The 24,641-nt window shown below is 73.7% G+C and carries 25 protein-coding genes; 9 read left to right on the forward strand and 16 right to left on the reverse strand.

Annotation, left to right across the window (positions count from 1 at the left end; translation table 11 throughout):
* Positions 1 to 13: 13 nt before the first annotated feature.
* Both ACFU74_RS23810 and ACFU74_RS23815 read right to left on the reverse strand, forming a co-directional pair.
* A complete protein-coding gene (locus ACFU74_RS23810; protein ID WP_380759988.1) occupies positions 14 to 895 on the reverse strand; it encodes a hypothetical protein in 882 nt (293 codons plus the stop codon).
* An 8-nt stretch (positions 896 to 903) separates the two neighbouring features.
* On the reverse strand, positions 904 to 1,560 hold the full coding sequence (locus ACFU74_RS23815; RefSeq protein ID WP_380759990.1) for a papain-like cysteine protease family protein: 657 nt from the start codon (positions 1,558 to 1,560) through the stop codon (positions 904 to 906).
* 288 nt (positions 1,561 to 1,848) lie between these two features.
* Here ACFU74_RS23815 and ACFU74_RS23820 point away from each other — a divergent pair, with 288 nt between their 5' ends.
* Positions 1,849 to 2,781, forward strand: coding sequence for a hypothetical protein (locus ACFU74_RS23820; protein ID WP_380759992.1), 933 nt, complete (start codon positions 1,849 to 1,851; stop codon positions 2,779 to 2,781).
* Between the two features lie 22 nt (positions 2,782 to 2,803).
* Here the strand turns inward: ACFU74_RS23820 and ACFU74_RS23825 are convergent, their stop codons facing one another.
* The 5 genes from ACFU74_RS23825 to mca form a co-directional block, all read right to left on the reverse strand.
* Positions 2,804 to 3,568: a sterol desaturase family protein gene (locus ACFU74_RS23825; RefSeq protein ID WP_380759994.1), complete on the reverse strand. Its 765-nt coding sequence runs from the start codon at positions 3,566 to 3,568 to the stop codon at positions 2,804 to 2,806.
* Positions 3,569 to 3,695: 127 nt separating this feature from the next.
* Positions 3,696 to 4,556 carry a GNAT family N-acetyltransferase gene (locus ACFU74_RS23830; protein ID WP_380759996.1) on the reverse strand — a complete coding sequence of 287 codons (861 nt, stop codon included), beginning with the start codon at positions 4,554 to 4,556 and terminating at the stop codon, positions 3,696 to 3,698.
* A 40-nt stretch (positions 4,557 to 4,596) separates the two neighbouring features.
* Positions 4,597 to 6,654, reverse strand: a complete 2,058-nt coding sequence (locus tag ACFU74_RS23835) for a thioredoxin domain-containing protein (RefSeq protein WP_380759998.1) — start codon at positions 6,652 to 6,654, stop codon at positions 4,597 to 4,599.
* Positions 6,655 to 6,696: 42 nt separating this feature from the next.
* On the reverse strand, positions 6,697 to 6,888 hold the full coding sequence (locus ACFU74_RS23840; RefSeq protein WP_380760000.1) for a hypothetical protein: 192 nt from the start codon (positions 6,886 to 6,888) through the stop codon (positions 6,697 to 6,699).
* Between the two features lie 49 nt (positions 6,889 to 6,937).
* Positions 6,938 to 7,843: a mycothiol conjugate amidase Mca gene (gene mca / locus ACFU74_RS23845; RefSeq protein ID WP_380760002.1), complete on the reverse strand. Its 906-nt coding sequence runs from the start codon at positions 7,841 to 7,843 to the stop codon at positions 6,938 to 6,940.
* Positions 7,844 to 8,083: 240 nt separating this feature from the next.
* On the opposite strand from mca, the gene ACFU74_RS23850 reads away from it, so the two are divergent.
* On the forward strand, positions 8,084 to 8,494 hold the full coding sequence (locus ACFU74_RS23850) for a DUF4307 domain-containing protein (protein WP_380760004.1): 411 nt from the start codon (positions 8,084 to 8,086) through the stop codon (positions 8,492 to 8,494).
* A 272-nt stretch (positions 8,495 to 8,766) separates the two neighbouring features.
* Complete coding sequence (greA, locus tag ACFU74_RS23855; protein WP_380760006.1) at positions 8,767 to 9,264, forward strand: transcription elongation factor GreA; 498 nt, start codon at positions 8,767 to 8,769, stop codon at positions 9,262 to 9,264.
* Between the two features lie 66 nt (positions 9,265 to 9,330).
* On the opposite strand, the gene ACFU74_RS23860 is transcribed toward greA, so the two are convergent.
* The 3 genes from ACFU74_RS23860 to ilvA all read right to left on the reverse strand — a co-directional run bounded on the left by ACFU74_RS23860 (position 9,331) and on the right by ilvA (position 12,635).
* Entirely contained in the window at positions 9,331 to 10,188 is an 858-nt protein-coding gene (locus tag ACFU74_RS23860) for an ABC transporter permease (protein ID WP_380760009.1), read from the reverse strand.
* 1 nt (position 10,189) lies between these two features.
* Entirely contained in the window at positions 10,190 to 11,230 is a 1,041-nt protein-coding gene (locus ACFU74_RS23865; RefSeq protein WP_380760013.1) for an ATP-binding cassette domain-containing protein, read from the reverse strand.
* A 193-nt stretch (positions 11,231 to 11,423) separates the two neighbouring features.
* A complete protein-coding gene (gene ilvA / locus ACFU74_RS23870) occupies positions 11,424 to 12,635 on the reverse strand; it encodes a threonine ammonia-lyase (RefSeq protein WP_380760015.1) in 1,212 nt (403 codons plus the stop codon).
* Positions 12,636 to 12,756: 121 nt separating this feature from the next.
* Between ilvA and ACFU74_RS23875 the strand changes: the two genes are divergently transcribed.
* Entirely contained in the window at positions 12,757 to 13,245 is a 489-nt protein-coding gene (locus ACFU74_RS23875) for a MarR family winged helix-turn-helix transcriptional regulator (RefSeq protein WP_380760017.1), read from the forward strand.
* A gap of 22 nt (positions 13,246 to 13,267) precedes the next feature.
* On the opposite strand, the gene ACFU74_RS23880 is transcribed toward ACFU74_RS23875, so the two are convergent.
* Positions 13,268 to 14,422: a cystathionine gamma-synthase gene (locus ACFU74_RS23880; RefSeq protein ID WP_380760019.1), complete on the reverse strand. Its 1,155-nt coding sequence runs from the start codon at positions 14,420 to 14,422 to the stop codon at positions 13,268 to 13,270.
* A 143-nt stretch (positions 14,423 to 14,565) separates the two neighbouring features.
* On the opposite strand from ACFU74_RS23880, the gene msrA reads away from it, so the two are divergent.
* Both msrA and ACFU74_RS23890 read left to right on the forward strand, forming a co-directional pair.
* Entirely contained in the window at positions 14,566 to 15,231 is a 666-nt protein-coding gene (msrA, locus tag ACFU74_RS23885; protein ID WP_380760021.1) for a peptide-methionine (S)-S-oxide reductase MsrA, read from the forward strand.
* Between the two features lie 168 nt (positions 15,232 to 15,399).
* Positions 15,400 to 15,768: a cupin domain-containing protein gene (locus ACFU74_RS23890; protein WP_380760023.1), complete on the forward strand. Its 369-nt coding sequence runs from the start codon at positions 15,400 to 15,402 to the stop codon at positions 15,766 to 15,768.
* A 16-nt stretch (positions 15,769 to 15,784) separates the two neighbouring features.
* Here ACFU74_RS23890 and ACFU74_RS23895 read toward each other — a convergent pair whose 3' ends face one another.
* From ACFU74_RS23895 to ACFU74_RS23910, 4 genes are all read right to left on the reverse strand, one after another.
* On the reverse strand, positions 15,785 to 16,285 hold the full coding sequence (locus ACFU74_RS23895) for a DUF1203 domain-containing protein (protein WP_380760025.1): 501 nt from the start codon (positions 16,283 to 16,285) through the stop codon (positions 15,785 to 15,787).
* A gap of 242 nt (positions 16,286 to 16,527) precedes the next feature.
* Complete coding sequence (locus ACFU74_RS23900) at positions 16,528 to 17,868, reverse strand: Ig-like domain-containing protein (protein ID WP_380760027.1); 1,341 nt, start codon at positions 17,866 to 17,868, stop codon at positions 16,528 to 16,530.
* 171 nt (positions 17,869 to 18,039) lie between these two features.
* Positions 18,040 to 18,378, reverse strand: coding sequence for a hypothetical protein (locus tag ACFU74_RS23905; protein WP_380760029.1), 339 nt, complete (start codon positions 18,376 to 18,378; stop codon positions 18,040 to 18,042).
* A gap of 477 nt (positions 18,379 to 18,855) precedes the next feature.
* Positions 18,856 to 20,259, reverse strand: a complete 1,404-nt coding sequence (locus tag ACFU74_RS23910) for a cystathionine beta-synthase (protein ID WP_380760031.1) — start codon at positions 20,257 to 20,259, stop codon at positions 18,856 to 18,858.
* Positions 20,260 to 20,461: 202 nt separating this feature from the next.
* Here ACFU74_RS23910 and ACFU74_RS23915 point away from each other — a divergent pair, with 202 nt between their 5' ends.
* From ACFU74_RS23915 to ACFU74_RS23925, 3 genes are all read left to right on the forward strand, one after another.
* Positions 20,462 to 21,547 carry an SGNH/GDSL hydrolase family protein gene (locus ACFU74_RS23915; RefSeq protein WP_380760033.1) on the forward strand — a complete coding sequence of 362 codons (1,086 nt, stop codon included), beginning with the start codon at positions 20,462 to 20,464 and terminating at the stop codon, positions 21,545 to 21,547.
* A gap of 62 nt (positions 21,548 to 21,609) precedes the next feature.
* The gene (locus ACFU74_RS23920; protein WP_380760035.1) at positions 21,610 to 22,830 is read left to right on the forward strand and encodes an acetyl-CoA C-acetyltransferase; all 1,221 of its coding nucleotides are present in this window, start codon (positions 21,610 to 21,612) and stop codon (positions 22,828 to 22,830) included.
* Positions 22,831 to 23,125: 295 nt separating this feature from the next.
* The gene (locus ACFU74_RS23925) at positions 23,126 to 24,070 is read left to right on the forward strand and encodes a hypothetical protein (protein ID WP_380760037.1); all 945 of its coding nucleotides are present in this window, start codon (positions 23,126 to 23,128) and stop codon (positions 24,068 to 24,070) included.
* A gap of 106 nt (positions 24,071 to 24,176) precedes the next feature.
* Here the strand turns inward: ACFU74_RS23925 and ACFU74_RS23930 are convergent, their stop codons facing one another.
* A complete protein-coding gene (locus ACFU74_RS23930; RefSeq protein ID WP_380760039.1) occupies positions 24,177 to 24,578 on the reverse strand; it encodes a hypothetical protein in 402 nt (133 codons plus the stop codon).
* Between the last annotated feature and the right edge of the window lie 63 nt (positions 24,579 to 24,641).

The raw sequence follows: 24,641 nt of genomic DNA on the forward strand, positions 1-24,641 counted from the left end.
GCCCCGCTCCGGCCTACCGGCGCGCCCGCCCCGACGGCGCTCCGGCCCGCCGCCGCAGGACCGCGCCCGCGCCCGCGAGCGCGGTGACGCCCAGGGCCGCGGCCGCCGTCACGGCCGGCAGCGCGGCTGTGCCGTCGGCCCGTCCGGCGGCCGGCTCGTAGCCGCCGCCCCGCCCCGCCCGGTCGTACGCCGAGCCGGGCAGCTTGTCGCCGTACCGCTGGCGGACCAGGCCCTGGTACCCGGCCAGGCTCACCCCGGCCTCGCCCACCGAACGGCGCGCCTCCTCGTCCAGCGGCAGCACCCGGCCGTCCCGCAGCACGTACCAGGCGTTGATCTGCGGCTCGCGGAACGCCGTCCCGCCACCGCCCTCGGCCGCCCGCGCCGCGTAGTCGCCCTCGTCGCCGCCGCCGGCGATGTTGACCACCCGCCAGCCGCCGCCCTGCTTCACCGTCCACACCGAGGCGACCTGGCCGTCGGCCGCGACCACCCGGCTCGCGGTGAACTCCGCCCGGGCCACCGGGGCGCCCGGCGTACCGGCCACGAAGGCGGCGTCCAGCGTGTACACCGGAACGGTCTCCCCGGCCAGCCTGGGCGCCGCGGCCGCCGCCGCGGCCTGCTCGGCCTCCTCGGCCGCGCCCGGGGCGAGCCGCCCGGTCGGCGGGACGCCCTTGCGGGCGAAGAAGCGGCCCAACCGGTCGAGCACCGCCGGGCTGCGCACCGCCTCGCGGGCCTCGGCCAGCTCCGCGGCCGGCACCGGCTCGGGCACCCCGGCCGGGCCGGCCGGAGCCGCGGGACCGGCGGCCGACGCGGCCGGTGCGAGTGCCAGACCCAGACCGGTGGCCAGCAGGACGGCCGCCGCGCCGCGCACGAGCGCGGCCCTGTGCATGCTGCTCATGTCGCCCCTCACGCGCCGATCCGGTACAGGGAGTGGGTCCAGGAGAACGTGCCGTTCGACACGTAGTAGTTGTAGTCCGCCCAGTTGTAGCGGTAGTTGGACGGCCAAGGGTCGCCCCAGTAGACCTGGTTGGCGGTGGTGTCGTACCCGTACAGGACGTGCATGTGGCCACCGCCGGAGCTCCACTGGATCCGGGTCTCCACCGGCCGGTCGGCGTTCACCTCGCTCTGCACCGTGCTGTAGCGCAGGTACCCGCTGACGTACGAGCCCGGGTTGATGCCGAACCGGCTCAGGGCGTTCTGCACATCGCCCAGCGTGGCCTGGTTGTTGGGGCAGGCGGTGTTGGCCGAACGGCCGAACGCGGCGTTGCAGAACTGGTTCTGGCTGTAGTTGTAGCCGTACCAGGTGGCGATGGTGTTGCCGCTCGCCGCCCAGCACCAGTTGCTCTGCTGTTGCTGCTGCATGGTGAGGTTGAGCTTCTTGTAGGTGCCGGCCAGGTCGGCCGAGGAACCCGCGGCGGCCACCGGCCGCACTCGCTGCTGGGGGCCCGCGGCCATGGGGGCGGCCTGGGCCGGGGTGACGGCCGCGACGCTGAGCGCCGGACCGAGGACGCCGAGCGCGAGCACCGAGACGGCGCGGCGCAGGCGTATCCGGGTGACGGACATGGGGGATGTCCTCCTTGCGACAGGCAGAGGAGTCGAGAGGTGTGGGGGCGCGGTCCGGATCGCGCCACCGAGCATCGCGCCGTTGACATGGCCGGTCAACGGCCCCCGCGGCCCCGCCCGCCGGGTGTGAACGGGCCCCGCCCCGCTGTGAACGACGGCCGCGCAAGCGCCGCCCGGGACGTCGGAACCGGTGACAAACCACCCTCCACATGTGAATATTCACGACCGGCCGGGCCCGCCGCACAGGCCCGGGCCGGCCCGCCCCGTCCCGCCACCCGAGGAGGCCGCATGCAGCGGACCGACCAGCCCGACCTCGTCACCGTGCTGCGCACCGGTCCGTTCGACCTCGCCCTGCGCACCGCCATCGCCGCCCGCGGCCTCGCCCTGCACCGCGTCCGCGACCACCTCGCACTGCGCGGCGTCCACATCGGGGTCACCAGCCTCAGCTACTGGCAGCAGGGCCGGCGCCGCCCCGAACGGCCCGAGTCACTGCGCGCCGTCCGGGAGCTGGAGCGGGTCCTGGAACTCCCCGCGCACTCCCTGACCCGGCTGCTCGGCCCCCGGCGGGCCGCCCCCGCCGCGCCGGCCGGCCCGCCCGTCCGCCCTTACCGCGACCTCATCACCCCGGCGACCGCCGTCGACGACCTGCTCGCCGAACTGGCCGGCCCGCGCGACAGCGGGCTGCACACCATCACCCACATCGAGCGGATCAGGATCGGCGCCGACCGCCGGCTCCGGCGCCGCGACTCCCAGCACGCCCTGCGCGCCCACCGCGACGGCATCGACCGCTACCTCGCCATCCACCAGGGCGACCCCGGCAGCGACGTCACCCGGGTCGGCGTGCGCGCCGAGGAGAACTGCCGCCTCGGCCGCGTCCGCCGCGACCGGGCCCACGACCTGCTGATCGCCGAACTCCTGCTGGACCGCAGGCTGCGCGCGGGCGACACCCATCTGCTCGGATACGGCTTCGACGACGCCCCCGCGCCCGAGCCCAGCCGCGAGTACATCCGCGGCTTCCACTCGGGCGCCGGGCAGTACGTCCTCCAGGTCACCTTCCACCCGGCCGCGCTGCCGGTCCGCTGCCACCGGTTCGCCCGCCGCTCGCCCGCCGAGAAGCCCTACGAGAGCGAGGAACTGACCCTGGACGGCCACCACTGCGTCCACCTGGTCGCCACCGCCGTCGGCCCCTGCATCCTGGGCATCGGCTGGGACTGGGAGTGAGTCGGCCTCCGAACGCCCCGGCTCACGGGTGCGCCGGGTCCGGGGCCGCCCGGCGGGCGTCGTAGCGGGGGTCGATGGTGCCGAACAGCCGGTCCCAGACGGTGGTGTAGAAGCCCAGGTTGACCGCCGGATCGGCGTGGTGGCCGGCGTGGAACATCGGCAGCGCCACCCAGCGGAACACCGCGAGCCGCCGGACCCGTACCGGGAAGGGCTCCACGCCGAGGTGTCCGAGCAGGCCGAAGACCAGGTTGACGCCGATGTAGCCGGACAGCGCGAGGACGGACATCCCCGGCCAGAGGCAGAGCACCGTGATCCACGCGCCGCCGAAGCCCAGCACCTCCAGCGGGTGCAGCACGAAGAGGGTGGCGGGGCGCGGGTCCGGGTAACCGTGGTGCAGTTCGTGCGCCAGCCGGTAGAGCCGGCGGCGGTGGGCCAGCCAGTGCCCGCCGTACATCAGCGCGTCCATCACCAGCGAGAACAGCAGCAGATCGGCCGACGCGCGCGGTCCCGCGTCGGCCGTGAGCCTGATCCAGCCGGCCTTCCAGAGCTGCCAGCCGAGCAGCCCCACAGCGGAGTTGAGCAGCACGGCGACCACCGTGAGCACCCGTTCCCGGCGGTCCGGCGGCGCGGGCGGCGGGGTCACCCGGCGGTCGCCGAAGCGGCGGACCAGCAGGCCGCCGGCCAGCAGGGCCAGCGCGAACAGCACGAGGTTCCCGGCCAGCGCGCCCGCCGCCGCCTCCGCCGGGCTGAGCCGCCCGGTCCAGTCGAGCACCGCGTCCACCGTCACGCTCCCCCCGACCGCCGGCCCGCCCCACCGCTCCGACGCCGGCCCGCCCCCGGCGGTTCCCGGCCGCCGCGCGCCGGAAGCCGCGCGCCGTGCGCCCGCGCGCCCGTGCGCCCGCGTGCCGTCGGGCTCAGGTGCCGAAGGCCAGCTCCAGGCAGTCCTCCACCGGCCGGTAGCCGATCTGCCGGTAGATCGAGTTGCTGGTCGGATTGGAGAGGTCCGTGTAGAGCAGCACCTCCGCGGCCCCCTCGGCGAGGGCGGCGGCCGAGGCGGCGGCCGTGACACCGCTGGCGTAGCCGCGGCCCCGGACGTCGCGCGGGGTGTAGACCGGGCCGATGCGGGACATCCCGGCGACGACCGCACTGACCCCGGCCACCGCGACCGGCCGCCCGGCGTCCTCCCACAGGTGCAGCCGGTTGTCGGCGGTCCGGTCGTCCACCGCCGTCGCGACATCGGAGATGCGGACGCCCGCCTCCGCCGCGAACTCCTCGAACCAGCGGATCAGCAGCTCGCGGTCCGCCGCCCCGGCGAGCCGGGACCGGCCGGCCGGCGGACGCGGCGGTTCGGTCAACCAGCCGAGCCGGTAGAGGCGTTCCTCGGTCCTGACGGTCCCGGTGACCCCGGTGGCCGCGGCCCACGCGTCGCCGAACGCCCGCACCGCCGCCACCCCGCCGGCGACCCCGGTGAACTCCGTGAACCCGGCCCGGGCACCGGCGAGCTCGGCTGCCAGTCCGGCCGCCGCCCGCTGCGGCATCAGTCCCAGCCGCGGGACGAACGGCGGGGTCTGCAGGAACGCCCCCTCCACCGGGCCCTCCGGCTCGCCGCGCCACCAGCCGAAGACCGGCACGCCCGCGCCGAAGTAGTCCGGGCCGCGCGCGACCAGCCGGTCCGCGATCGTGAGCAGCACGGTGTTCTCGGCCGGGTGCGCGGCGAGGAAGCCGCCGGCCTGCGCGCGGAAGTCGTCGAGGGAGGTGCTGAGGGTCCAGGGCATGGCCCATCCTCTCCCGGCGGCCCCCGCGCCGACCAGTCGTTTACCCCTGCGCCAACGCCCCCAGCCGCTCGGCGAGTTCCTCCGGGTCGGTGGTCGGCGCGTCGCAGGTGAAGTGCCGGCAGACGTAGGCGGCGGGCGCGCCGTCGACCAGCGGCCGGCCGGCGAGCAGCGGGACCTCGTCGCTGCCCGCGCCCGGCTCGCCGAACGCGACCACGGCGCCGGGCGCGATGCCGAGCAGCGCGGCCCGGTGCAGCGCGGCCGTCCCGGGGGCGCCGGCCGGGCCGATCACCGCGACCTCGCGCGGGCCGTCGGCCAGCGCCTCGGCGGCGGCCAGGCCCCAGCCGACGAACCTCGGCGCGCGCGAGGCGAGCGCCCCGACGATGCCGAGCGCCCGCTCGGCGGCGGTCCGGTGGCGGGCCGAGCCGGTGTAGGCGGCGTAGGTGAGCAGGGCGGACGCGGCGGCGGTCCAGCCGGACGGGGTCGCGTTGTCGGTCGGGTCCTGCGGGCGCCGGATCAGCTCCTCGGCGTCGTCGGCGGTGTCGTACAGCGCACCGGACGCCTCGTCGGCGAAGTGCTTGAGCACGGTGTCGAGCAGCCCGCCGGCCAGCTGGAGCCACTCGGCCTCGCCGGTGACGGCGTACAGGGCGAGGAAGCCCTCGGCGGTGTCGGCGTAGTCCTCCAGCACACCCGCGTTGGCGCCGGGGCGGCCGTCCCTGGAGGTGCGCAGCAGCCGGCCCTCGGGGGTGAGGTGGACGGCGAGCAGCAGGTCGGCGGCGCTCTCGGCGGCCCGGACCAGGTCGGGGCGCTCCAGCAGGGCGCCGGTCTCGGCGAGGGCGGCGATGGCGAGGCCGTTCCAGGCGGCGACCACCTTGTCGTCCCGGGCGGGCGCGGGGCGGGCCGCCCGGGCCGCCAGCATCCGCTCCCTGATCGCCTCGTACTCGGCGAAGTCCTCGGGGTCGGCGAGGAGTTGCAGGACGGAGGTGCCGTGCTCGAAGGTGCCGTCGGCGGTGACCGAGAACAGCCGGGCGGCGGTGGCCGCGTCGGCGGGGCCGAGCAGGTCGACCAACTGGCCCGGCTCCCAGGCGTAGTAGGCGCCCTCGGCGGTGGCGCCGGTCTCCTCGTCGAGGCTGTCGGCATCCAGCGCGGAGGCGAACGCGCCTTCGGGGGTGCGCAGTTCGCGCAGCAGGAAGTCGGCGGTGGAGAGCGCGACCCGGCGGGCCTGCGGGGAGCCGGTCGTCCGCCACAGGTGCAGGTACGCGCGCAGCAGCAGCGCGTTGTCGTAGAGCATCTTCTCGAAGTGCGGCACCACCCAGCCGGCGTCCACCGCGTACCGGGCGAATCCGCCGCCGAGCTGGTCGTGGATGCCGCCGCGGGCCATCGCCTCACCGGTGCGCACGGCCATCTCCAGCGCGGCCTCGGAGCCGGTCCTGGCGTGGTGGCGCAGCAGGTACTCGATCACCATGGCGGGCGGGAACTTGGGCGCCCCTCCGAAGCCGCCGTGCCGCTGGTCGAAGTCGCGGCTGAGGGCGACCAGCGCCTGGTGCAGATCGGCCTCGCCGGGCGGCTGGTGCACCCCGCTGCCGACGGAGTAGACGGACGCCCGCTCGGCCAGGTCGGCCCGGATCCGGCCGGCGACCTCGGCGACCTCGTCCCGCCGGTCCCGCCAGGCGGCGTGCACGCCCTCCAGCACCTGCCGGAACGACGGCATGCCGTGCCGGGGCTCCGGCGGGAAGTAGGTGCCGAAGTAGAACGGCTCCTTGCCGGGGGTCAGGAAGACCGTCATCGGCCACCCGCCCTGCCCGGTCGCCGCCTGCACCGCCTCCATGTAGACGGCGTCGACGTCCGGCCGCTCCTCCCGGTCCACCTTGACCGCGACGAACCGCTCGTTGAGGTACTCCGCCGTCCCCTCGTCCTCGAACGACTCGTGCGCCATCACATGGCACCAGTGGCACGCCGCGTACCCGACGGACAGCAGGACGGGGACGCCGCGGCGCGCCGCCTCCTCGAACGCCCCGGGCCCCCAGGGCCACCAGTCGACCGGGTTCTCGGCGTGCTGCTGCAGGTACGGCGACGTCGCGTCGGCGAGGCGGTTCGGCATGCCCCCATCCTCGCGCATCCGCGCGGCGGAGGGGGCGTGACCTCACTCCTTCGGGGACTCCGGCTCCTCGGCGAAGTTCACGCGCTTGAACTGCTTGTTCATCGACTTGGCCAGGAACCAGGTGGCCACGCCGAGGGCGGCGAAGACGAGGAAGCCCAGCAGGCCGGGGGTGACCTTGGCGTCGTCGACGGCGAGTTCGGCGGCGAGGTGGGTGAGGTTCACGGGGGCGCTCATATCTCTATGGTGGCCCGGCTCACGGGGAGCCGGGCCGTCGGGGGGTGCTTCAGTCCCGCGTGTCGGCCGACTCGGCCGTCAGGCTGGGGGTGCGCAGGCCGGCGAACAGGTCGTCCTCCGGCAGGTCCACGTCGACCAGGGTACGGGCGAGCTCGTAGTCCTCGGTGGGCCACACCTCGCGCTGGACCTCCAGCGGGACGCGGAACCACGGGCCGTCCGGGTCGATCTGGGTGGCGTGCGCGATCAGCGCGCGGTCCCGGGTCTCGAACCAGTCGTCGCAGCGCACCCGGGTGGTGATCTCGCGCTCCTGGCGGCCGCTCTTCTCCCAGCCGGCGATCCACTCGCCGTAGGGGGACTCGTGGCCGTTCTCGGAGAGGTACTTGTGCAGGGCGCGGATCCGGCCCATCGGGAAGCCGTGGTTGTAGTACACCTTCAGCGGCTGCCAGGGCTCGCCGGCCTCGGGGTAGGCGTCGGGGTCGCCGGCGGCGTCGAAGGCCAGCATGGTGATCTTGTGGGTCATGATGTGGTCGGGGTGCGGGTAGCCGCCGTTCTCGTCGTAGGTCGTGATGACCTGCGGCTTGAACTCCCGGATGAGGCGGACCAGCGGTTCGGCCGCCTCCTTGACGTCCTGGAGGGCGAAGCAGCCCTCGGGCAGCGGGGGCAGCGGGTCGCCCTCCGGCAGGCCCGAGTCCACGAAGCCCAGCCAGGCCTGCTTGATCCCGAGGATCGCGCGGGCCTCGTCCATCTCCTTGCGCCGGACCTCGTGGATGTTCTCCTCGATCTCCGGCTTGCCCTGCAGCTTCGGGTTGAGGACCGAACCGCGTTCCCCCCCGGTGCAGGTGGCCACCAGCACGTCCACCCCCTGGTCGACGTACATGGCCATGGTCGCCGCGCCCTTGCTGGACTCGTCGTCCGGGTGGGCGTGCACCGCCATCAGTCGCAACTGCTCAGTCAACGCGTGCGTTCCTTCCACAAATGTCCGGGCGTACCGCGCAAGCCGGTCCACCCAACCGTCCGAGCCGCTCTTGGGGCCGCGTCACCGCGGGACCGGCCGCCGCGCCGGGCGCCGACACGGCCGGGCCCGCCCCCGCCGGACCGGCCGCGGGCGTGCCCCTCCTATAGTGACGGACTGGAGGAGCACCGCATTCCCCCGCACCACCCGCGCGGCCCCCTCCCCACGAGAGGACTGAGCCCCATGAGCGCTGGCACCCGGCCCCCGCAGCTGCCCGAGGACCGCTACGGGCGGCGCGGCGACCGCGAGAGCGACCGCCGCCTCAAGGTGGTCGGCGCGGTCTGCGGGGTACTGGCCCTGGGCCTGATCGTCTGGCTGGGCAGCTCCTACCTGATCCGCGAGACGAAGATCAACGGCGCCGTGCCGACCTTCCAGGCGCTCTCCGACACCGAGCTCCAGCTCCACCTGGCGGTGCGCAAGAGCGACGGCACGGCCGGCAGCTGCACCGTCCGCTCGCAGGCCGAGGACGGCGCGGTGGTCGGGCTGGCCGACTTCCCCGTCCCGGCGGAGGGCTCCAGCTACGACGCGGTGGTGAGCCTGCGGACCACCGCCCGCGGCACCACCGCCGAGCTGCTGGGCTGTACTCCCGAGTAGTCCCGTCGCAGGCATATCCGCTCGGGAGAACGGGCATCCGTAGAGGAGCCCGTCCCGCCGATCCTGTACACCTTGGCGCAACGCTGTCGTCAATGGCAGGCCAACGACCCTCCCGATTGTCGGCGGGAGTTGTTAGGCTCGTGGTTTCGCCCCTTCCGCACCAGCTGGTACGGGAGCGGGCGTTGCTTTGTAGTTAAGACCGATATCAGCACCACTCGACACGCTGACGACTCACACCCTCAGCACAGCCCCAGCACCTACGAGGAGCACCCGTGACCCAGACCAGCGAGAACGTGACCTGGCTCACTCAGTCCGGCTACGACCAGCTCAAGGCCGAGCTGGATCACCTGACCGGCCCCTGGCGGATCGAGATCGCGCAGAAGATCGAGGCCGCGCGTGAGGAGGGTGACCTCAAGGAGAACGCCGGCTATCACGCCGCCAAGGAGGAGCAGGGCAAGTACGAGCTGCGGATCCGCCAGCTCACCCAGATCCTGGAGCGCGCCAAGGTCGGCGAGGCCCCGGCGGACTCGGGCGTGGTGGCCCCGGGCATGGTCGTGACGGTCGCCTTCGACGGCGACGAGGACGACACCATGAAGTTCCTGCTGGGCTCGCGCGAGGTCGGCGACGACGACCTGGACATCTACTCGCCGCAGTCGCCGCTCGGCCGTGCGATCGACGGCAGGACGATCGGCGACGAGGCGACCTACGAGCTGCCGAACGGCAAGCAGGCCATGGTCAAGATCATCGAGGTCAAGCCCTACTCCGGCTGATCCCTCCCCCGGCACGCCGAAGCGGCCGCGCACCCGTCGCGGCCGCTTCGCGCGTTCCGGGCCGGGTCAGCGGGCCGAGGAGCGGTACTTGCGCACCGACAGCCAGGAGAAGACCGCGGTGATCACCACCGACCAGAGCACCGAGACCAGCTCGGCGTTCTGCATCGGCCACACGTCGTCCACCGGGCCCACCTGGTTGCCGAACAGGTTGCGGCAGGCCTGCACGGTGGCACTGAACGGGTTCCAGTAGGCGATCGCCTGCAACCAGCCCGGCATCGAGCTGACCGGCACGAAGGCGTTGGAGATGAAGGTCAGCGGGAAGAGCCAGATCAGCCCGGCCGAGGTGGCCGCCTCCGGGCTGCGCACCGAGAGGCCGATCAGCGCGCCGATCCAGGAGAAGGCGTAGCCGAGCAGGAGCAGCAGCCCGAACGCGGCGAGCGCGGAGAGCAGCCCCTCGTGGATCCGCCAGCCGACCAGCAGCGCCACCACCGCCAGCACCACCAGGGTGAACGCGGTCTGGCAGAGGTCGGCCAGGGTGCGGCCGACCAGGACGGCCGAGCGGGCCATCGGCAGCGAGCGGAACCGGTCGACCAGGCCCTTGGACATGTCCTCGGCGATGCCCGCCGAGGCGCCGGCCACCGCGAAGGTGACGGTCTGGGCGAAGATGCCCGCCATCAGGAACTGGATGTACGCCGAGGAGCTGGACTGCGTCCCCGGGATGTTGATCGCGCCGCCCATGACGTACGAGAACAGCAGTACGAACATGACCGGCTGCATCAGGCCGAAGATCACGATCTCGGGTATCCGGGTCATCCGGCGCAGGTTGCGCTTGGCGACCACCCAGGAGTCGTGCAGGACGGCGTCCGCGCCCCGGCGCTGCTTGGGTACCGCCCCGCCGATGGCGTGCTCGGTGGCCGTGGCCATCTCAGAGTTCCTTCCCGGCCGCGACGGCCTGCTTGCCGGTGCCGGAGCCGTTGCCCCGCCCGCGCTTGCCGCCCCCGGCGGCGCCGTTCTCCGCGTCCTCGGCCTCGGTGTGGTGGCCGGTGAGGGAGAGGAAGACGTCGTCCAGGGTCGGCCGGCGCAGGCCGATGTCGTCGATCTCGATCGAGCGGGAGTCCAGCTCGCGGATCACGTCGGCGAGCACCCTGGCGCCGCCGCTGACCGGGACGGTGATCCGCCGGGTGTTCTTCTCCACCGCCGGCTCGCCGAGCGCGTAGGCGGAGAGCGCCGCGACCGCGTCGCCGACCAGGTCGGGCCGCTGCACCACGACCTCGATCCGCTCGCCGCCGATCTGCGCCTTGAGCCGGTCGGCGGTGCCGCGCGCGATCACCTTGCCGTGGTCGACCACGGCGATGTCGTGGGCGAGGCGGTCGGCCTCCTCCAGGTACTGGGTGGTGAGCAGCAGCGTGGTGCCCTGCTCGACCAGGGTCTCGATGACCTCCCACAGGGCCAGCCGGTTGCGCGGGTCGAGGCCGGTGGTGGGCTCGTCCAGGAACATCACCGGCGGGCGGACGACCAGGGCGGCGGCGAGGTCCAGGCGCCGGCGCATGCCGCCGGAGTACGTCTTGGCGGTGCGGTCCTTGGCCTCGGTGAGGTTGAACCACTCCAGCAGTTCGAGCGCCCGGGCCTTCGCCTGGCGGACCGGCATCTGGTAGAGCTCGCCGACCATCTGGAGGTTCTCGAAGCCGGTGAGGTACTCGTCGACCGCGGCGTACTGGCCGGAGAGCCCGATCAGGCTGCGGACCTGGTTCGGGTGCTTGAGGACGTCGACGCCGGCCACCGTCGCGCGGCCGGAGTCGGGCTGGAGCAGGGTGGTGAGGACGCGCACGGTGGTGGTCTTGCCGGCACCGTTCGGGCCGAGCAGCCCGAGCACCGTGCCTTCGGGGACGTCGAGGCTGACGCCGTCCAGGGCTCGTACGTCGCCGAATGTCTTGACCAGGTTCTCGGCTTGGATGGCTGGCGCCATGGGCCTGCCTCATCTCCTTGAGGAAAGGACTGGGCTGTGCGATGACGAAATCTGCGGTCTGTCCTACTTTGCCCCCAATGCGGGCGGGCAGGCGAGTCGTTTCCGCGACCACGACGGCAGAACGCGATGTATCGCGAATATGGCAGACGCGATATAACGCGTCAAGAAATTAACCGACCGCCCCCCGGGGTCCCTACCGGGAGACCACGTACCCCGCGCCCCGCAGCTCGCCGAGCACCGCCGCGCAGTGCTCCGGCCCCTTGGTCTCCAGGTGCAGGTCCACCTCCACCTCGGTCAGCCCCAGCTGCGGGTCGACCCGCACGTGCGCCACGTCCAGCACATTGGCGTCCACCCTGGTCAGCACCCCGAGCAGGCCCGCCAGCGCGCCCGGCCGGTCCGCCAGCCGCACCCGCAGCGAGAGGTACCGCCCGGCCGCCGCCAGCCCGTGCCGCAGCACCCGCTGCATCAGCTGCGGGTCGATGTTGCCGCCGGACAGCACCGCCACCACCGGGCCCTCGAAGGAGTCCGGCCGCTCCAGCAGCGCCGCGACCGGAGCCGCCCCGGCCGGCTCCACCACCAGCTTCAGCCGCTCCAGCCCCAGCAGCAGGGCCCGGGACAGCGAGTCCTCGGAGACCGTCCGGACGCCGTCCGCCAGGGTGTTGACGATCTCGAACGGGACGTCCCCCGGCCGGCCGACCATGATCCCGTCCGCCATCGTGGCGAACCGTTCCAGCGAGACCGGCCGGCCCGCCGCCAGCGAGGGCGGGTACGCGGCCGCGGCCGCCGCCTGCACCCCGATCACCCGCACGTCCGGCCGCAGCGGCTTGACCGCCGCCGCGATCCCGGCCAGCAGACCGCCGCCGCCCACGCCGACCAGGACGGTCCGCACCTCGGGGCACTGCTCCAGGATCTCCAGCCCGACGGTGGCCTGCCCGATCACGACGTCCCGGTGGTCGAACGGGTGGATGAACACCGCGCCGCCCGCCTCCGCGTACCGCTGGGCCGCCTGCAGCGTCTCGTCGACGGTCGCCCCGTGCAGCCGCACCTCGGCGCCGTACTCCCGGGTCGCCGCGATCTTCGGCAGCGGCGCGGAGACCGGCATGAAGACGGTCGAGCGCACCCCGAGCAGCGAGGCGGCCAGCGCCACCCCCTGGGCGTGGTTCCCGGCGCTCGCCGCGACCACCCCGCCGGCCCGCTGCACCGGGGAGAGGCCGGCGATCCGCACGTACGCCCCGCGCAGCTTGAACGAACCGGTGCGCTGGAGGTTCTCGCACTTCAGGTGGACCGGCGCGCCGACCAGCGCGGAGAGGTGGCGGCTGCCCTCCATCGGCGTCACCCGGGCGACCCCGGCGAGCATCTTCTGGGCGCCGCGGACATCGTCGAGGGTGATCGGCCAGCTGTGCATGACAGCAGCCTAGAGCGGGATGACACGTGGTCCGGGGACGTCGGCCCTGTTCCCGGGCCCGCCCGGCCCGCGTACGCTGCTGCTCCTGAGCTTCCTCACCGCACGACGATCGTGAGCCGCGATGACGACGACCTCGCCCCAGGCCACCGACCTCACCGACCCCGTGCACACCCAACTGCAGTACCAGCTGGCCGTGTTCGCCCGCCGCATGGAGCAGGTCCGCGGCACCGACGGGGTGGCCGCCCTGGTCCGGGCCGCCTACCTGCTGCTCGAACGGCTGGAGCGGCTGGGCCCCGCCAACGTCAAGGCGCTGGCCGACGCGCTGGGTGTCGAATCCTCCACCGTCACCCGGCAGGTCGCCCCGCTGGTCGCGGCCGGCCTGGTCGGCCGGGTGCAGGACCCGGCCGACCGGCGCGCCGTCCGGCTCGCGCTGACCCCCCTCGGCGCCGGCCGGCTGGCCGAAGTCCGCGCCGGGAGGACCGAGTTGACCCGCCGGCTGGTGGCCGGCTGGCCGCCCGAGGAACAACGCGCGTTCTGCGCCCTGCTGGCCCGCTTCAACCACTCCGTGGAGGAGTACGCCGCGGGGCGGCAGGGCGCCGGCGGCGCGTAGCGCGCGCCGCCGGCGCGCGGCCTCAGCCCAGCGCCTGCTGGAGGTCGGCCAGCAGGTCGTCGATCGACTCGATGCCGACGGAGACGCGCACCAGGTCGGCCGGCACCTCCAGCGCCGAACCGGCCACCGAGGCGTGGGTCATCCGGCCCGGGTGCTCGATCAGCGACTCCACGCCGCCCAGCGACTCACCGAGGGTGAACAGCCGCGCCCGGTTGCAGACCTCGACCGCCGCCTCCTCGCCGCCGTTCACCCGGAACGACACCATGCCGCCGAAGGCCTTCATCTGCTTGGCGGCGATGTCGTGGCCGGGGTGCCCGGGCAGGCCCGGGTACAGCACCTGGCTGACCTTGGGGTGGCCGGCCAGCAGCTCGGCGACCTTCTCCGCGTTCGAGCTGTGCCGGTCCATCCGCACGCCGAGGGTCTTGATGCCGCGCAGCACCAGCCAGGCGTCGAACGGGCCGGAGACCGCGCCCATCGCGTTCTGGTGGTAGGCGACCTCCTCGCCGAGGCCCGCCTCGGCGATCACCAGGGCGCCGCCGACCACGTCCGAGTGGCCGCCCATGTACTTGGTGGTCGAGTGCACGACCACGTCGGCGCCGAGCGCGATCGGCTGCTGGAGGTAGGGGCTGGCGAAGGTGTTGTCGACCACCAGCAGCGCGCCCGCGCCGTGCGCGATGTCGGCCAGCGCGGCCAGGTCGGTGATGCCCAGCAGCGGGTTGGACGGGGTCTCCACCCACACCGCGCGGGTGTTGGGCCGCAGCGCCTCGCGGACGGTCGCGAGGTCCTGGGTGTTGGCCACGGAGAACTCGACGCCCCAGCGGGTCAGCACCTTGGCGAACAGCCGGAAGGTGCCGCCGTAGGCGTCGTTGGGGATCACGATGTGGTCGCCCGGCTTGAGGATCGTGCGCAGCAGGGTGTCCTCGGCGGCGAGGCCGGAGGCGAAGGCGAGGCCGCGGGCGCCGCCCTCCAGCGCGGCGAGGCACTCCTCCAGCGCGGTGCGGGTCGGGTTGGCGCTGCGGCTGTACTCGTAACCGCCCCGCAGGCCGCCCACCCCGTCCTGCTTGTAGGTGGACACCTGGTAGATCGGCGTGACGACGGCCCCGGTCTGGGGGTCTGCTTCCTGACCCGCGTGGATGGCGAGGGTCTCGAAGCCCTGGGGAAGCTGGTGCTCGGTCATGCTCCGAGCGTAGTCGGCGAACCGCCGACCGCCGCCCGGGAGCCGTCGGCGGGTCCGCGGGGCCGCCGACGGGCCCTCGGAATCCCCGGGCGGCCGGCCGCGTTGGAACGTCCGCAACCCTTCCCGATCCGTTGGAGCAGGCCGTGCTGTTCAACCGCCACAAGACCTCGCTCGTCCCCGCCGACCAGGCGCTGCCCGGCCGGGAGACCCCGGCGTTCACGCTGCGTGAGCCGCACACCGTGCTCGGTCATCCGCTGACCGGCCCGTACCCCGACGGCTTCGAGGTCGCGGACTTCGGGCTGGGCTGCTTCTGGGGCGCCGAGCGGACGTTCTGGCGGCTGCCCGGCGTCTGGACGACGCTGGTCGGCTACCAGGGCGGCCACACCCCGAACCCGACGTACGAGGAGGTGTGCAGCGGCCTGACCGGGCACACCGAGGCGGTGCGGGTGGTGTACGACCCCGCGGTGGTCTCCTACGAGCGGCTGCTGAAGACCTTCTGGGAGGCGCACGACCCGACCCAGGGCAACCGCCAGGGCAACGACGTGGGCACCCAGTACCGCTCGGCGGTCTACACCCACTCCCCCGCCCAGGCGGCGGCCGCGACCGCCACCCGGGACGCCTTCCAGCCGGCCCTGACCGCGCTCGGCCTCGGCCCGATCACCACCGAGATCGCCCCGGCCGGCCCGTTCCACCCCGCCGAGCCCTACCACCAGCAGTACCTCTCGGACGCCAAGAACCCGAACGGCTACTGCGGCCTCGGCGGCACCGGTGCCAGCTGCCCGATCGGGGTGGCCCGGACGGGGGCCTGAGGTCCACGGAGCCCGGGGTCCACGGAGGCCCGGGTCCGCTGAGGCCTGAGGTCCGCCGTCACTCAGGGTTCCCGACCCGGGTGTCGGGGGCGCAGACTGGAAGGACCGGTTGGGCGGCCGCGTCACCGTCCCTGGTGGCGGGGCCGCCCCTGTCCCGAGGAGCACCTCATGGCCGGCCTCATCCGCAGGAACTTCGACACCGATCCCGAGGAGATCCGCCCGTTCGAGGCGGACAAGGGCGAGTTGCGCCTGGTGAACCTGGACGGCGGAGCCGTCGGACGGGCGGTGTTCCAGCCCGGCTGGCAGTGGTCCCAGCACATCAAGCCGATCGCCGGGACCGACAGCTGCCAGTCGGCCCACGTCGGCTACGTCGTCTCCGGACGGATGAAGATCGTCATGGACGACGGCGAGGAGAACGAGTTCGGCCCCGGCGACTTCATGGTCTGCCCGCCCGGCCACGACGCCTGGGTGGTCGGCGACGAGCCGGTGGTCGCCCTGGACTGGCAGGGCTTCGGCGAGTACGCCAAGCGTTCCTGAACACCCGCCGGCGGTGTCAGCCCCGCCGGACCTCGTGCATGAAGCACCCGAACTCCACCGCGCGCACGTGCAGCACGGCCACCTGCGGGTCGGCGAGCAGCCGCGCCGCGACCGCCTCGGCGGTGTCCGGCTCGACCAGCTCGCCGCCGAGGATGTGCCCGCGCCGGTCGTAGGCGCGCAGCACCCGCCGACCGCCGTGGAAGCCGTCCGGCCAGCCCGGTCCGGCCGGACCGGCGCACGGGCCGTCGTGCACGAAGACCGGGCCGAGTTCCTCGTACGGTCCGGGCTCGGCCCCGGTCTCGGCGGCCCAGCGCCGCAGCGGCGCGTAGCTCACCAGGGCGATCCGGTCCCCGGCCCGCGCCCTGGTCAGGCAGCAGCGCAGCGGGGCGCCGCCGGTCCCGTCGACCGAGCGCACGGGCGCGCGCCCGGCGTCGTCGCGCACCAGCAGGGCGCCGTGCACCGCGGGGTCGATCGCACGGACGGTCAGGACGGACGGGGTGGTGGAGGTTGTCGTCATGCCTCCACCCTCCCGCCGCGGCGGCCGGGATTCCGGCGGGATTCGGCCGTCGCGTTCGGCGCCCCGCCCGCGGGCCGGCGCGCGGACGGCGCGCCGGCGGTGGCCCGGGAGTCGGGCCGCCCGGGTCGGCCGGAGCCCGCGCCGCGACGGCCGGGGAGCCGGTCGGCCCGTTCGGTAGTCGGCTGGGCACGCCCCGGGAGCACCAGGGTCCGCCCACAACCCCGTGCGCGGTCCCGGGGGCGTCAGATCGCGCTGCCGGCCTTCCAGTCGGCCCAGCCCATGTTCCAGCCGTTGAGGCCGTTGGACGGCGCCACGGTCTTGTCGCCGGAGTTCACGACCTCGACCACGTCGCCGATCATCGAGCTCTTGTAGAACTTGTAGCCGTCCGCGCTCGCGTCCTGGCCGCCCTTGACGTCGCGCAGGCCGACACAGCCGTGGCTGGTGTTCTGGCTGCCGAAGATCGAGGCCGGGGACCAGTAGTTGCCGTGGATGAAGGTGCCGGAGGTGCTGAGCCGCATCGCGTGCGGCACGTCCGGGATGTCGTACTCGCTGCCGAGGCCGACGGTCTGCGAGTTCATCCGGGTCTGCTGGTACTGCTCGGTGATCACCATCCTGCCGCCCCAGGTGCGGTACTCGGGCGAACCGCCGGAGATCGCGTAGACGGCGCTGACCTGGCCGTCCGTGGTGACGGTGAGCTTCTTGGTGGCGAGGTCGGCGACGCTGGTCTGCGCGCGGCCGATGGTGAAGCGGACGTCCTTGGACTGGGTGCCGTAGACGCCCTTCGCCCCCTGGACGTCCTTCAGCCGGAGCTTGACGGTCACCTTGGTGCCCTTGGCCCAGTACTCCCGCGGCCGGAAGTCGAGGCGGGTGCTGGAGAACCAGTGCCCGACGATCTCGACGCCCGGCTCGGCTATCACGGTGATCGCCTGCTGGACGGCCTTGCGGTCGGTGACCGGCTTGCTGAAGTTGATCGAGACCGGCATGCCGACGCCGACGACCGAGCCGTCCTCGGGGGTGAAGTAGCCGACGAAGGTGTTGGCCGGGGTCGCCGTGGTGAAGACGGCGTTGGCGTCGGCCTCCAGCTTCTCCTTGTCGAAGGCGACCGCGGACACCGTGTACTTGGTGCCGCTGGCCGGGGCGGCGGCGGAGGTCCAGACGGTGCCGTCGGCGGACAGCTCGCCGGCCAGCGCCTTGCCGGTGGAGTCGGTGACCTTGACCGTGGTGAGGGCGCCGCCGGCGACGGCGACCCGGACCGGCTCGCTGAAGCTGGCCGCGGTGGCGCCGTCGGCCGGGGTGACGGTGATCACGGCGGCGGAGGTCTTCGGGGTCGGGGTGCTGGTGGCGCTGGGCGTGGGCTGCGCGCCACCGGTGGCCGTACCGCCGGAGCCGCCTGCACCGTTGCCGCCCGAGCCGCCGCTACCGGTGGTGCCGGTGGTGCCGGCGCCGTTGTCGGTGCTCTTGCTGTCGTTGCAGGCCGCCAGCAGCAGGACCGGGGCGCCGATCAGGCCCGCCAGTACGCCACGTCGGCTCCAGCTGCTCCCGGCCGCTCGGCCCTGACCTTCCCGTGCCGTCACGTCGCCCACTCCCTGCTGATCATCCGGGCATTACGGATACAGAAACGCAATCCGTGCGTTCACGGTTCCATCACCAACGGCTTGCGATCGTACGAGACTCCGAAACTCGGCGCCAAATATGGACAAATGCCCGGTCCGCGGACAGCGGACCGGGCATTCACGGGCTGTGACGGGCACGCCCTACTCGGCGGACTCCTCCACCGAGTACTCGTCCCACTCGTCACCCTCCGGGTCGAAGTCGGTCTTCGCCGACTCCCAGGTCGCCGAGGCGAGCTCGACCCCGGGAACGTCGCCGAGCAGCGCCACCGGGTCGATGAAGTGCGCGAGCGAGCCCGACGGGTCCACCTCGATGGCGTCCACGGACTGCGCGCGCTCCTCGTCGTCGAGGTACTCGTCCTCGGCCACCTGCTGGAGGGCCGCCGCCTTGAGGGCGCCCTCGTCGGTGATCTCGGCGATGAGCTCGATGCTGAGCCGGACGTAGCGCGGGCTGTCCTGGTCGGTCGTGTCAGTGCTGGTCATGGCAGTGAGACTACGGGAAGGCAGCAGTGCCGGAAGCACGGAACGCAGCCGGGGCCGGCCCGCCCGAAGGAGGGACCGGCCCCGGCGTCTCCGCCGGGCTCCCCCACCCGGGAGCCGCGGAGACGCGCCAAGCGGCGCGGTTCGCCCGGGGAGCCGCCACACCCTGGCGACGGCCGGAGCCGGGCAGGGGCGGGACGACGGCGTCTCCACGGGCGGGGACACCACCGGCCGGTTCAGGACCGGCCGTCGGGTCCGAGACGGACCGTGCCGCCGGGGAGCCGCTCCCGGTCGGTCACCGCCGTCTCGCTCGGCGTCTTGCCGTGAGCACAACGATGGCGCAGCCGTGTTAAGTCCGTGCTGCACGGAGATGACGCCGGTGTACCAGTTCGCGCGGAAACAGCACCTCCGCCCCGTAGCTCCTCAGCCGCCGGGTCGGGGTCGGCGGCTGACCGGGGGCGGATCCGGCGGACCCCGGCCTCAGTGCCCGGCGCGGCTGCCGGTCAGGAAGCCCAGCAGGTCCTGGCGGGTGACGATGCCCTGCGGCTTGCCCTCCACCAGCACCACCGCGGCGTCGGCCTTCTCCAGCACCGCCATCAGGTTGGTGACGGTCTCGCCCGAGCCGACCACCGGCAGCGGCCTGGACATCACCTTGTCCAGGGTGTCGGTCAGCTGGATGTCGCCCGCGAAGACGCCCTCCAGCAGCAGCTTCTCCACCACCGAGCCGATCACCTCGCCGGCCATGATGTCCGGGTGGCCGGCGCCCGGCGAGACCACCGGCATCTGCGAGACGCCGTACTCGCGCAGCACCCGGACCGCCTCGGCGACCGTCTCGTTGGGGTGCATGTGGACGAACTGCGGGATGCCCTCGTGCTCGATGGCGTCCTTGCGGGCCAGCACCTCGCCGATGTGCGCCTCGTCGGTGGCGGACGGCAGGAAGCCGTAGTCGGCCATCCAGTCGTCGTTGAAGATCTTCGACAGGTAGCCGCGGCCGCCGTCCGGCAGCAGCACCACGACGACGTCGTCCGGGCCGAGCCCGCGGGCCACCTCCAGCGCGGCGACGACCGCCATGCCGCAGGAGCCGCCGACCAGCAGGCCCTCCTCCTTGGCCAGGCGGCGGGTCATCTGGAAGGAGTCCTTGTCGGAGACGGCGACGATCCCGTCCGCGACGGTGCGGTCGTAGGCGGTCGGCCAGAAGTCCTCGCCGACGCCCTCGACCAGGTACGGCCGGCCGGTGCCGCCCGAGTAGACCGAGCCCTCCGGGTCGGCGCCGATCACCTTGACCTTGCCGCCGGAGACCTCCTTCAGGTAGTTGCCGGTGCCGGAGATGGTGCCGCCGGTGCCGACGCCCGCCACGAAGTGGGTGATCCGGCCCTCGGTCTGCTCCCACAGCTCCGGGCCGGTGGAGTGGTAGTGCGAGGCCGGGTTGTCCGGGTTGGAGTACTGGTCCGGCTTCCAGGCGTTCGGGGTCTCACGGACCAGGCGGTCGGAGACGTTGTAGTACGAGTCCGGGTGCTCGGGGGCGACGGCGGTCGGACAGACGACCACCTCGGCGCCGTACGCGCGCAGCGTGTTGATCTTGTCGGTGGAGACCTTGTCGGGGCAGACGAAGATGCACTTGTAGCCCTTCTGCTGGGCCACGATCGCCAGGCCGACGCCGGTGTTGCCGGAGGTCGGCTCGACGATGGTGCCGCCCGGCTTGAGGGCGCCGGAGGCCTCGGCGGCCTCGATCATGCGCATCGCGATGCGGTCCTTCACCGAGCCACCGGGGTTGAAGTACTCGACCTTGGCGAGCACGGTGGCGCTGATCCCCTCGGTGACCTTGTTCAGCTTGACCAGCGGGGTGTTGCCGACCAGGTCGATGATCGAGTTGTGGTACCGCACGGGGGGTCCTCCCGGTCTGTGGGCATGCAGGGGCGCTTTCGGTACTGCAAAGCCTAGGCCGTACCACGCGCCCCGGAGGGCCCTCGCGCCCCACGAACGGACCACCCCCGTCGTAGGCCGGGGCGATCGCGGGTACTAGGGGTGTACACGCATCGGGAGCGGCCCTTCACCGGGCGGCACGAGGACCCGAAGGGGGCACCGGATGTCGACGGCACAGGAGTCACGGGCCCGGGTGGCCCGCCGGATCGCCACCGCGGCGGCGTACGGCGGCGGCGGGCTCGGGGTGCTGGGCGTGGGCCTGGTGGGCCTGCTGCTGACCGAGAGCAAACTCGCGATCCAGGCCATCGGCATCCTGGAGAGCGCCCCGCCGAAGGCCGACGGCGTCTACGGCGAGGCCTTCGCCGACACCGCCGCCGCCCCGCAGCCGCCGCTGGTGCTGGCCTTCCTCGGCGACTCCACGGCGGCCGGCCTGGGCGTGCTGCGGGCCCGCGAGACGCCCGGCGCGCTGCTCGCCGCCGGGCTCGCCTCGGTCGCCGAGCGCCCGGTCCGGCTGGTCAACGTGGCGTTCTCCGGCGGCCGCTCCGCCGACCTCGCGGGCCAGCTGGACCAGGCCCTGGCGCACCGCCCCGACGTCGCCGTGATCATGGTCGGCGCCAATGACGTGACCCGGCACAGCCCGGCCCAGCTCGCCGTGCGCCAGCTCGGCGAGACGGTCGCCGCGCTGCGCGCCGTCGGCTGCCAGGTGGTGGTCGGCACCTGCCCCGACCTCGGCACGATCAAGCCGGTCCGCCCGCCGCTGCGCTGGGTGGCCCGCCGGCTGAGCCGTCAGCTGGCCGCCGCACAGACCATCGCGGTGGTGGAGGCGGGCGGCCGGACGGTCTCGCTCGGCTCGCTGCTCGGGCCGGAGTTCGCGGCCCGGCCGGAGATGTTCGCCGCCGACCGCTACCACCCCTCGGCCCAGGGCTACGCGACGGCCGCGATGGCCGTGCTGCCCTCGGTCTGCGCCGTACTGGGCCTCTGGCCGCAGGAGGAGCGTCCGGACGGGCCGGTCCCGGGCGAGGCGGTGCTGCCGGTGGCGGTGGCCGCGGCGGCCGCGGCCGGACGCTCCGGCTCCGAGGTGGCGGCGGTCGGCGGCGAGCCGGGCGCGGCCGGGCGCTGGGCGCTGCTGCGCCACCGGCTGCGGGTCGGCCTGCCGGGCTCCGGAGCCTCCGCGGAGCCCCGCGCGGGAGGCCGCCCGACCGGGGGGAACACGTCGGCCAGCTCACACGCCGGGGCGGATGACGGCTGACCTACCAGACGGTAACTTTCCTCCCGGACGCCTGTCCGCCGCCACTCAGCGAGGAGCCCGCCATGCCCGAAGCCGTCATCGTCAGCGCCACCCGTTCGCCGATCGGCCGGGCCTTCAAGGGCTCGCTGAAGGACGTCCGCCCGGACGACCTGACCGCGCACGTCATCCGGGCCGCGCTGGCCGAGGTGCCGCAGCTCGACCCGCGCGAGATCGACGACCTGATGCTCGGCTGCGGCCTGCCCGGCGGCGAGCAGGGCCACAACCTGGCCCGCATCGTGGCCGTGCAGATGGGCATGGACTACCTGCCCGGCGCCACCGTCACCCGCTACTGCTCCTCCTCGCTCCAGACCACGCGGATGGCCCTGCACGCGATCAAGGCCGGCGAGGGCGACGTCTTCGTCTCGGCCGGCGTGGAGACCGTCTCGCGCAGCGTCCACGGCACCTCGGACGGCCTGCCGGGCACCACGAACCCGCTGTTCGCCGACGCACAGGCGCGCACCGCCAAGCGCGCGGAGGAGGGTGGCGGGGAGTGGCACGACCCGCGCGAGGACGGGCTGCTGCCGGACGCCTACATCGCGATGGGCCAGACCGCCGAGAACCTGGCGGCGCTCAAGGGGATCACCCGCGCCGAGCAGGACGAGTTCGGCGTGCGCTCGCAGAACCTCGCCGAGGCCGCCATCGAGGCGGGCTTCTGGGAGCGCGAGATCACCCCGGTCACGCTGCCCGACGGCACCGTGGTCAGCAAGGACGACGGACCGCGCGCGGGCGTCACGCTGGAGGGCGTCTCCGGCCTGAAGCCGGTGTTCCGCCCGGACGGCACGGTGACCGCCGGTAACTGCTGCCCGCTGAACGACGGCGCCGCCGCGCTGGTCGTCATGTCCGACACCAAGGCCCGCGAGCTGGGCATCACCCCGCTCGCCCGGGTGGTCTCCACCGGTGTCAGCGCGCTCTCCCCCGAGATCATGGGCTACGGCCCGGTCGAGGCCTCGAAGCAGGCGCTCAAGCGGGCCGGCCTGGGCATCGGCGACATCGACCTGGTCGAGATCAACGAGGCCTTCGCCGCCCAGGTGATCCCGTCCTACCGCGACCTCGGCGTCGACCTGGACCGGCTGAACGTCAACGGCGGCGCGATCGCGGTCGGCCACCCCTTCGGCATGACCGGCGCCCGGATCACCACCACCCTGATCAACTCCCTGCAGTGGCACGACAAGCAGTTCGGCCTGGAGACCATGTGCGTCGGCGGCGGCCAGGGCATGGCGATGGTCATCGAGCGGCTCAGCTGACCCGCGCCTCCAGGTCAACCCCGAAGGGTCCAGACCACCCGTTTGGAGTGACGCAGCGTAATTGAGGGCCGGATCACACCGAGAGGTCGATCCGGCCCTCTTTTCTTTCATTTCCGGACCGGAAATCGACGGTGCGGAGCGGATCAACTCCGCAGCGTAGAGCGGGACTACCTAACAATTTGGGGACAAGAGCGAAAGTCACTGACAAAGTGGACATTCGCCACTGCGGTAACACGGCCGGATGCGGCACTGTGGAGGCGTAACCCCGTTCCGCTCCTCGCTAGGAGTACGTTCCGTGAGCGCCGTCTACACCATCCTGCTGCTGATCCTGATCGCCGTGTCGACCGCCGTGCTGCTCCACCTCCGGGGAATCTCCCGCCGGCTGGACGCGCGGGCCACCGCCGCCCCGGCCGTCGACGAGGCGGCGATACGCCGGGCCGTCGCCGAGGCGCTGGCCGCCGACCGCGAGCGGGAGATCACCGAGGCCCGGGCGTTCTGGGCCGAGCAGGAGGCCCGCGCGGCCGAGGACGCGCCGCTGTTCGACTCCCCCTTCGCCGGGGTCTTCAACACCACCGAGGAGTGGCCGCTCTTCTTCCCCCGCCCGACCGGTCCGAGCGAGGCGGCCGACAACGCGGGCACCATGGACCCGGAGTTCGGCGAGGCGCTGCGCTCCGCCCTGGAGGACCTGATCAACGAGGGCGGCGTCCACCCGGCCGAGCCCGGCACCGAGGGCGGCGCGCCGCTGCGCCCCGGCCACCCGGCCGGCGCCCCGGTCGCCGAGCCCACCGGTGACGCCCGGGCGCGTCGCGAGGCCGACCTGCTGGCCACCGGCCTGGAGGCCGGACTGCTGGACGCCGAGTCGGCCGTCGAGGAGGCCCCGGTCGTCGCGCCCGACCCGCGCCGCCACCCCTCGCACCCCGACTTCGTCCCCAGCCAGACGCCGTCCCGGGAGTGGACCGACACCCGGCTGACCGCGCTCGCCGAGGAGGGCGTCGCGCTGATCGACGTCCGCCCCGGCCCGCTCGGCACCCTGGACGTCTACGCCTTCGCCGACGGCACCACGCTCTGCGTGGCCCCGGGCGACCGCGAGGCCGCGTACCGGCTGATCGACGCCGTCCGGGCCGGCGAGAACGTCCGGCTGCTCGGCGGCTCCCGGTTCTCCGGTTCCTACTCGCTGACCTTCTCCACCGACGAGGACACCGTGTACGTGCTCGCCGACCGGGTGGTGGCCAGCATCTGACCCGACCAGCGGACGGGCCCCGGGGCCGAGCGGATCAAGGGGTTACCGATCCGGTCGGCCCCTCGCCTTTCCCGTGCCGGGTACCGGGAGCCGGGTACCGGGGGGGTCAGACGGCCGCCGTGGTCTCCGCGAGCCACCGCAGGGCGTGCGCCCGCACCACGTCCGCCGTCGCCGGTCCGTCCGGCAGCGCCACCGCGGCGCCCCCCGGCAGTGCGGCCAGCGCCGCCGCCAGGTCGTGCCCGACCACCGCGAGCTGGTCGCCGACGGCGAACGCCCCGGCGTCCGGCAGTTCGTGCGCCGTCCCGCCGCCGTCCCCGCCGTCCGCACGCGCCGCCTCGGCGGCCTGCGCCGCGGCCGCCAGCCGGCGGGCCAGTGCCAGCCCGGCCGCCGCCCGCGAGGGGTGCCCGGGGACGGCGCCCAGCAGCCGGCTCTGCGGCATCGCGCGGAACCGGTCCGCCAGCGCGTCGACGGCTGTCACCAGGGTGTTCTCATCGGGCGTCTCGGACATGCCGCGAGCATACGGGGCCCGGACGCGGAAAGCCGCCGGGCCCCGGAGCGGTCGGCTCCGGGG

This window comes from Kitasatospora sp. NPDC057500, assembly GCF_042802195.1.
In the GTDB taxonomy this organism is placed as follows: Bacteria; Actinomycetota; Actinomycetes; order Streptomycetales; family Streptomycetaceae; genus Kitasatospora.